7 protein-coding genes are annotated in these 8,097 nt (G+C 74.4%); all 7 read left to right on the forward strand.

Going from position 1 to position 8,097, the window contains the following annotated elements:
- Window positions 1-204 precede the first annotated feature (204 nt).
- The 7 genes from ACFYYJ_RS15575 (at window position 205) to ACFYYJ_RS15605 (ending at window position 7,796) form a co-directional block, all read left to right on the forward strand.
- Entirely contained in the window at window positions 205-1,164 is a 960-nt protein-coding gene (locus ACFYYJ_RS15575; RefSeq protein WP_389132551.1) for a Zn-ribbon domain-containing OB-fold protein, read from the forward strand.
- Window positions 1,164-2,234 (forward strand): thiolase domain-containing protein, encoded by a 1,071-nt coding sequence (locus tag ACFYYJ_RS15580; RefSeq protein ID WP_385125063.1) that lies wholly within the window; start codon window positions 1,164-1,166, stop codon window positions 2,232-2,234. The genes ACFYYJ_RS15575 and ACFYYJ_RS15580 overlap by 1 nt, the downstream gene beginning before the upstream one ends.
- Window positions 2,231-3,424: a thiolase domain-containing protein gene (locus ACFYYJ_RS15585; protein WP_385125064.1), complete on the forward strand. Its 1,194-nt coding sequence runs from the start codon at window positions 2,231-2,233 to the stop codon at window positions 3,422-3,424. The genes ACFYYJ_RS15580 and ACFYYJ_RS15585 overlap by 4 nt, the downstream gene beginning before the upstream one ends.
- 121 nt (window positions 3,425-3,545) lie before the next feature.
- Window positions 3,546-3,773 (forward strand): DUF397 domain-containing protein, encoded by a 228-nt coding sequence (locus ACFYYJ_RS15590; RefSeq protein WP_376659906.1) that lies wholly within the window; start codon window positions 3,546-3,548, stop codon window positions 3,771-3,773.
- Between the two features lie 216 nt (window positions 3,774-3,989).
- Window positions 3,990-4,385 (forward strand): hypothetical protein, encoded by a 396-nt coding sequence (locus tag ACFYYJ_RS15595; RefSeq protein ID WP_385360558.1) that lies wholly within the window; start codon window positions 3,990-3,992, stop codon window positions 4,383-4,385.
- A gap of 13 nt (window positions 4,386-4,398) precedes the next feature.
- A complete protein-coding gene (locus tag ACFYYJ_RS15600) occupies window positions 4,399-4,806 on the forward strand; it encodes an ACT domain-containing protein (RefSeq protein WP_385360556.1) in 408 nt (135 codons plus the stop codon).
- 92 nt (window positions 4,807-4,898) lie between these two features.
- Window positions 4,899-7,796, forward strand: a complete 2,898-nt coding sequence (locus ACFYYJ_RS15605; protein WP_389132555.1) for an ATP-binding protein — start codon at window positions 4,899-4,901, stop codon at window positions 7,794-7,796.
- Window positions 7,797-8,097 lie beyond the last annotated feature (301 nt).

Below are 8,097 nucleotides of genomic sequence, written 5' to 3' on the forward strand. Positions count from 1 at the left end.
GATTTGCCGGGCGGGGCCGAAGGATCGGGGCGCTGCCCCGGACCCCGCGCCTCAAATGCCGGCGGGGCTGAAACGTGCCCGGCGAAGCCGGAGTTGCTTGCCGGGGGCGGGACCGTGCAAGACGTCAGACGGGGGGAGCGGGCCCGCCCGCGGACCGTGTGCATCGACCGCCCGTACCGGAATCAAACGCATCGGAGAGCCACCATGACAGCTGCCTCCCCACCGGAGGTGCTCCGCGCGCCCCTCGTCGTCGAGTTCCCCTTCACCCGGTCCCTCGGGCCCGTCCAGAGCGCCTTCCTCACCGGACTGCGCGAAGGCGTCGTACTCGGCGTCAAGACCTCCGGCGGCGCGGTGATGGTGCCGCCCGTCGAGTACGACCCCGCCACCGCCGAGGAGATCCGCGAGCTCGTGGAGGTCGCGGACACCGGCACCGTCACCACCTGGGCCTGGAACGGCCACCCCCGGCCGAACCAGCCCCTGGACACCCCCTTCGCCTGGGTGCTGGTCAAGCTCGACGGCGCCGACACCGCCCTCCTCCACGCCCTCGACGCACCCGACGCCGACTCCGTGCGCACCGGCATGCGGGTCCGGATCCGCTGGGCCGCGGACCGCATCGGGGCGATCACCGACATCGCCTGCTTCGAGCCGTACGGGGGACTCGACGTCGGCGAAGGCGCCCCGCACGACGGGGCCTTCGACGACGCCGTCCACGGCATCGTCGCCCGCGCCCGCCTCGACTACACGTACAGCCCGGGCCGCGCCCAGACCGCCTACATCGCCGCCCTCTCCGAGCAGAAGACCGTCGGCGAGCGCTGCCCCTCCTGCCGCAAGGTGTACGTCCCGCCGCGCGGCGCCTGCCCCACCTGCGGGGTGGCCACCACCGACCAGGTGGAAGTCGGCCCCGCGGGCACCGTCACCACCTTCTGCATCGTCAACATCAAGGCCAAGAACCTCGACATCGAGGTCCCCTACGTCTACGCCCACATCGCCCTCGACGGCGCCGGCCTCGCCCTCCACGGCCGGATCGGCGGCATCCCGTACGACCAGGTCCGCATGGGCCTGCGGGTCGAACCGGTCTGGACCGAAGGCGGCCGCTACCCCGACCACTACCGCCCCACCGGCGAGCCGGACGCGGACTACGACGCGTACAAGGAGCTCATCTGATGCCGAAGACGCCGTCGAGGTACGCCCGCGAGGTCGCCGTCGTCGCCTTCGCGCAGAGCGACCACCGCCGCGACACCTCCGACCTCAGCGAAGTCGAGATGGTCATGCCGGTCCTGCACCAGGTGCTGGCCGCCACCGGCCTGAAGGCCGGGGAGATCGGATTCACCTGCTCCGGCTCCAGCGACTACCTGGCCGGCCGGGCCTTCTCCTTCACCATGACCCTCGACGGGGTGGGCGCCTGGCCGCCCATCTCCGAGTCGCACGTCGAGATGGACGGCGCGTGGGCCCTGTACGAGGCCTGGGTCAAGATCCAGACCGGCGAGGCCGACACCGCGCTCGTCTACTCGTACGGGAAGTCCTCGCCGGGCTCGGTGCGCGACGTGCTGACGCGCCAGCTCGACCCGTACTACGTGGCCCCCCTCTGGCCCGACTCGGTGGCCCTCGCCGCCCTCCAGGCCCAGGCCCTGATCGACGCGGGCGAGACCGACGAACCCGCCCTCGCCGCGATCGGCGCCCGCAGCCGGGCCGACGCCGAGGCCAACGCCCACGCCCAGCTCCGCGGCGCCGTCCCGCAGGGCGACTACCAGGTCGCGCCGCTGCGCACGGGGGACTGCCCGCCGATCGGCGACGGCGCCGCCGCCGTCGTCCTCGCCGCCGGCGACACCGCGCGCCGACTGTGCGAACGCCCCGCCTGGATCACCGGCATCGACCACCGCATCGAGGCCCACAGCCTCGGCCTGCGCGACCTCACCGACTCGCCGTCCACCCGCATCGCCGCCGAACGCGCCGGCGTCTTCGAGGCCGCGGTGGACACGGCGGAGCTGCACGCGCCGTTCTCCTCCCAGGAGGTCGTGCTCCGCAAGGCGCTCGGGCTCGGCGAAGCGGTCGCCGTCAACCCCTCCGGCGGGGCCCTCGCCGCCAACCCGATGATGGCCGCCGGCCTGATCCGGATCGGCGAGGCGGCCGCCCGCATCCACCGCGGCGAGTCCGACCGGGCCGTCGCCCACGCCACCTCCGGCCCCTGCCTCCAGCAGAACCTGGTCGCCGTCCTGGAAGGGGACGCTCGGTGAGCACTACGGGTAACACGGGCGGGACGGGCAAGGAGCCCGTCGCCGTCGTCGGGATCGGGCAGACCAAGCACGTCGCGGCCCGCCACGACGTCTCCATCGCCGGACTGGTCCGCGAGGCCGCGACCCGCGCCCTCGCCGACGCCGAACTGACCTGGGCGGACATCGACGCGGTCGTCATCGGCAAGGCCCCCGACTTCTTCGAGGGGGTGATGATGCCCGAGCTCTACCTGGCTGACGCGCTCGGCGCCGTCGGCAAGCCGATGCTGCGCGTGCACACGGCGGGCTCGGTCGGCGGCTCCACGGCGCTCGTCGCCTCCAACCTGGTGGCGGCCCGCGTCCACCGCACCGTCCTCACCCTCGCGTTCGAGAAGCAGTCCGAGTCGAACGCCATGTGGGGCCTCTCCCTCCCCGTGCCCTTCCAGCAGCCGCTGCTCGCGGGCGCCGGCGGGTTCTTCGCCCCGCACGTGCGCGCGTACATGCGGCGCACCGGCGCGCCCGACACGGTGGGCTCGCTCGTCGCGTACAAGGACCGCCGCAACGCCCTGAAGAACCCGTACGCGCACCTGCACGAGCACGACATCACCCTGGAGAAGGTCCAGGCCTCGCCGATGCTGTGGGACCCGATCCGGTACTCCGAGACCTGCCCCTCCTCCGACGGGGCCTGCGCGATGATCCTCACCGACCGCGCGGGCGCCGCCCGTTCGCCGAAGCCGCCCGCCTGGGTGCACGGCGGCGCGATGCGCAGCGAGCCGACGCTCTTCGCGGGCAAGGACTTCGTCTCCCCGCAGGCCGGCAAGGACTGCGCGGCCGACGTCTACCGGCAGGCCGGGATCACCGATCCGCGCCGCGAGATCGACGCGGTCGAGATGTACGTGCCGTTCTCCTGGTACGAGCCGATGTGGCTGGAGAACCTCGGCTTCGCGGAGGAGGGCGAGGGCTGGAAGCTCACCGAGGCCGGCGTCACCGAACTCGACGGCGACCTTCCGGTCAACCCGTCGGGAGGCGTGCTCTCCACCAACCCGATCGGCGCCTCCGGCATGATCCGCTTCGCGGAGGCCGCCCTCCAGGTCCGCGGCCAGGCCGGGGAACACCAGGTCCCGGGAGCCCGCCGGGCGATGGGACACGCGTACGGCGGCGGCGCGCAGTTCTTCGCGATGTGGTTGGTGGGGGCGGAGGAGCCCACAAGCTGAGGGGCCGCTGGGGGTGCCGGACCGGTCAGGGTGACTCACCGTGGCCTGTGCGGCACCCGCTGCTGTGGTTAACCTTGGCCCCGGACGACGTACCGGGAGGAGCACGCACGTGGCAGAGAGCATGACTTCACAACCCCTCGCCGGCTGGGGGAAGCCGGACCTCGATCTCACCGAGGCGGACTGGCAGTCGAGCAGCCGGGGAGCGGGCGACGTCCAGATCGCCTTCGTGGACGGTTTCATCGCGATGCGCAACAGCGAGCGCCCCGAAAGCCCTTCGCTGATCTTCGCGCCGGACGAGTGGCGCAAGTTCGTACTGGGCGCGCGGGGCGGGGAGTTCGACCTCACGTAGGCGTCGCCCCCTCGCCGTGACCCGCCGCCCGGCCGCTGGGCAGCGGGTCGCGGCGCGTAAAGCCGTTGCCCGGGGTGGGACCTCCTCGGCATGCTGGGGCCGTGACGATCAACCCCCGAAAGGGCGATGCCGCGTAGACGGCCGGGCGCGCTGCGCGCCGCACGAGGAAGATTCGAAGGCCGCAGGCCACCCGCATGGGTGCGCCACCTGCCCCGAGTGGACCGCCTGTCCGCCGCCGCGAGTGCCGCCGTCCACTGGACGGAGAGCGGGACTTTCGGCCACGAGCACGGTTTCAGCGCCCTTCGGCAGCAACTCGCCCTGTACCGGGCGTTCCTGAGCCGCCCGGGCTCGCGCCTCAGGCCGCTCGCCGTGGAGTGCGGCTGCCCGGAGTGCGAGTTCGACGACATCGGGTTCGTCCGCGACGCCCTGCGGGACAGCCGGCAGGCCCTCCCGCCGTCGGCCCGGGCGGAACTCGGCCGGATGCTCGCCGCGCTCGACGATGAATTCCGCCGTCGCACGCTGCCCGATCCCGATCCGCTGCCCGCCCACTGGGCCGACCGCAGCGGACGCCCCCGCGCGTGGTGGCACCGCAGGCTCCGGGCGGAACGCTGACTACGCTTGTGCCATGAGCGGCGAGAGCGATCTGCGGAAACTGCTGAGCGGCATGCGGCCCGAACTGAACGACGGCGCGTACGTGTTCTGCACCGTCCCCGGCACCGCCGTCCCGGCCGGGACGGCGCCCGTCGCCACCATTCGGGAGCACGAGGGGCTCACTCTCGTCCTGCGGCAGGAGGAGGCCGACGCGGCCGGGCTGGCCTACGACTACACCGCCGGCTGGATCACCCTGCGCGTCCACTCCGCCCTCGACGCCGTCGGCCTCACCGCCGCCTTCGCCGCCGAGCTCGGCGCACACGGCCTGAGCTGCAACGTCATCGCCGGCTACCACCACGACCACCTCTTCGTGGAAGCCGACCGCGCCGCCGAGGCGGTCGCCGTTCTGGAGGGCCTCGCGGAGCGCTCCGCGGACAGCTGAAAAGAAGATCGGAAACTTTCCGACAGCAGGCTCCCTCCCGTTGCGCGCGGGCGTACGCTGATGCCCCCGAACAGGCCTGGGGGGTACCAGCCATGACGGAACGCCGGACCCGCATGCGGCGCACACTGGTCGAACGCGAGACCGAACTCGCCATCGTCGACGAAGCCCTCGACCTGCTCGCCGGCCCCGCACCGGACGGCGGCGGCGCACTCCTCGCCTTCTCCGGACCCGCCGGCCTCGGCAAGACCACCCTCCTCGCCGAACTGCGCCGCCGCGCCCACGCACTCTCCTGCACCGTCCTCGCGGCACGCGGCGGCGAACAGGAACAGAGCCAGCCCTTCCACGTGGCCCGCCAACTCATCCAGCCCCAGCTCGCCGGGACCTCCGAACAGGAACTGCGCGCCGCCCTCGGCAGCTGGTACTCCATCGTCGGCCCGGCCCTCGGCCTCTGCGCCCCCGAACAGGGCGCCCCGCCCGACCCCCAGGGCCTGCGCGACGGACTCGACTGGGTGCTCACCCACCTCGTCGTCAAGCGCGCCCCCGTCACCCTCGTCGTCGACGACGTCCACTGGGCCGACCCCGAATCCCTCGAATGGCTCGCCGCCTACGCGCCCCGCGCCGAACACCTCCCGCTGCTCCTCGTCGTCGCCTACCGCCCCGACGAACTGCCCGCGCACGCCGACGCCTTCCGTACGCTGCCCGGGCGCGCGGGACAGCGCCCGCTCTCCCTCGCCCCGCTGACCGAGCCCGCCGTGGCCGGCCTGGTCCGCGAGGCGATCGGCGACCACGCCGACGACGCCTTCTGCAAGGAGGCCTGGGCCGTCACCACCGGCAACCCCTTCGAGGCCGTCGAACTCACCGCCAAGATCCAGGACAAGGGGCTCGCCCCGGTCGAGGCCAGCGCCCCGCTGCTGCGCGACCTCGCCGCCGCCCAGCGAGGCAGCGGCCTCGTCGAACGCCTCGAACGCCTCGGCCCCTCCACCGTCCGCTTCGCCTGGGCCTGCGCCGTCCTCGGCACCGCCATCCCGCAGGACCTCGCCGCCCGGGTCGCCGCCCTCGGGGCGGAGGAGGCCGTGGACGCCACGGGCCGGCTGCGGGACGCCCGCGTCCTGTCCGCCGCCACCGAAGAGCCCGATGGGGGGCTGGAGTTCGTCCACCCGCTCATCGCCACCGCCATATACCGGGCCATCCCCGACGCGCTGCGCGTCGCCCTGCACGGCAAGGCCGCCGCGGCCGTCATCGACGCCGGCCTCGGCCCCTCCGCGGCCGCCCGCCACCTCCTGGAGACCCACCCGGAGAACGACCCCTGGGTGGTGCGCGTGCTGCGCGAGGCCGCCGGCGAGAACCTCCGGGCCGGAGCCCCCGAGGCGGCCCGCCGCCAGCTCGCCCGCGCCCTGCTCGAACCCCCCGACTTCGACGAACGCGCCGCCGTGCTCTACGAACTCGGCTGCGCCTCCCTGCTCACCGAACCGGCCAACACCGTCAACCACCTGCGGGCGGCCCTCGCCGAGCCCGTGGACGACCCCGCCCTGCGCCAGGGCATCGTCATCCGGCTCGCCCAGGTCCTCGCCCACAGCGACCGCCTCGCCGAGGCCTCCGAATCCCTCGCGCGGGAGATCCCGCACACCCACGACGTACGCGCCCGGCTGCGCCTCCAGTCCGAGCAGTTCATGTGGGACGCCTTCAACGCCGCCGAGACCGACTCCCCGGCCCGCTCCCGGCGCCTGGCCCGGCTCGCCGACCGGCTGACCGGCCGCGACCTCACCGAGCGGTACGTCATCGGGCTGCGCGCCTGGGACGCCTGCCTGCGCGGTGAACCGGTGGACGTGGTCCTCCACCACGCCGGGCGGGTCCTGGAACAGGGGTTCAGCTGGGCGTACGAGGACCGCGGCTTCGAGGTCCCCGTGCTCGTGGCCATGGCCCACATGTACGCCGACCGCCCCGGCCGGGCCGACGAGCTGTTCGAGGCGGGCACCGCCGAGTTCGAGCGGCAGGGCTGGCGCGGGGCGCACCTCTCCTTCGGGTACAGCCTGCGCGCCTACATCCGCTTCCGGCGCGGGCGGCTCGCGGAGGCCGAGGAGCTGGCCCGGGCCGGGCTGCAGCTCGCCGAGCGCGTGGGCCGCGGAACGCCCGTGCACTGGTACACCATCGCCATCCTGATCACGACGCTGCTCGCCCGGGGACGGACCGACGAGGCCTGGGAGCTGGCGCGGGAGCACGAGTTCGGCCGGCCCTTCCCGGCGGCCGTGGTCTTCCCGGACTCCCAGACCGTGTACGCCGAACTGCTGCTGGCCCGGGGCGACGCGAAGGCGGCCGCGGCCGAGCTGGAGGAGGTCGACCGGCGGCTGACCCCGCGCGGCATCCAGAACCCGGCGTGGTGCCCGTGGCAGCTGCACCTGGCCCGGGCCGTGGCGGGCGTGGACCCCGAGCGGGCCCGCGCCCTGGCCGGCGACGCCCTGCGGCGGGCCCGCGCCTTCGGCGCCCCGTCGGCGATCGGCCAGGCCCTGCGGGTGGCGGCCGAGGTGGCGGCCCCCGTGGACCGGGCGGAGCTGCTGCGCGAGGCGGTGGCCCTCCTCGCGACGTCCCCGGCCGGATACGAACTGGCCCGGGCACTCGCCGCCCTCGGCACGGAGCTGCGGGACGAGGAGCTGCTGGCGCGGGCCGTGGTGACGGCGCGGGAATGCGGAGCCGACGGCCTGGCGGCCGAGGCGGCTGGCGTCCTGGCGGGTCCGGGCGGCGGTCCGTCGCTCGTCCCGCTCGGGGAGGACCGGCTCACGGAGGGCGAGCTCCGTGCGGCGGAACGGGCGGTGCGGGGCGAGGCGGTACCCGAGGCGCACGTGCCCCCGCACCCGACCGGGGAACCGGCGGCCGACCCGCATCCGAACCCGCACTCGGACGGGGCCGCGGACTGGGAGCTCTCCACGGCCTGCCGCAAGCTCGGGACCGACCTCACGGGCCTCTCGGCCGCCCTGGCGGCCTACGGGAGGTAGGCCGCCAGGGCGGGGCCGCCCGGGCGCGCGTACCCGGCGCTCGGGAGGGCCCCCGGAGGTGGCGGACAGCCCGCGCCGCCGTCCCGGCGGCGGTGGAGATCACGCCCCGATGGCGGTACACCGGCCCGTCCATCGCATTGAACGTGTTCACAGTGGGAGTGGTCGGATCACGCGCCGCTCGCATCGAGGTCGCGGGGGGGGGGGGCCCCCGGGGGGGCGGGGGGGCGGCGGCGGGGGGGCCCCCCCGCCCCCCCCCCCCCCCCCCCCAACAAACCACCTAGGCTTAAAACACACCACCCCC

This window comes from Streptomyces sp. NPDC002467 (assembly GCF_042889825.1).
GTDB lineage: Bacteria > Actinomycetota > Actinomycetes > Streptomycetales > Streptomycetaceae > Streptomyces.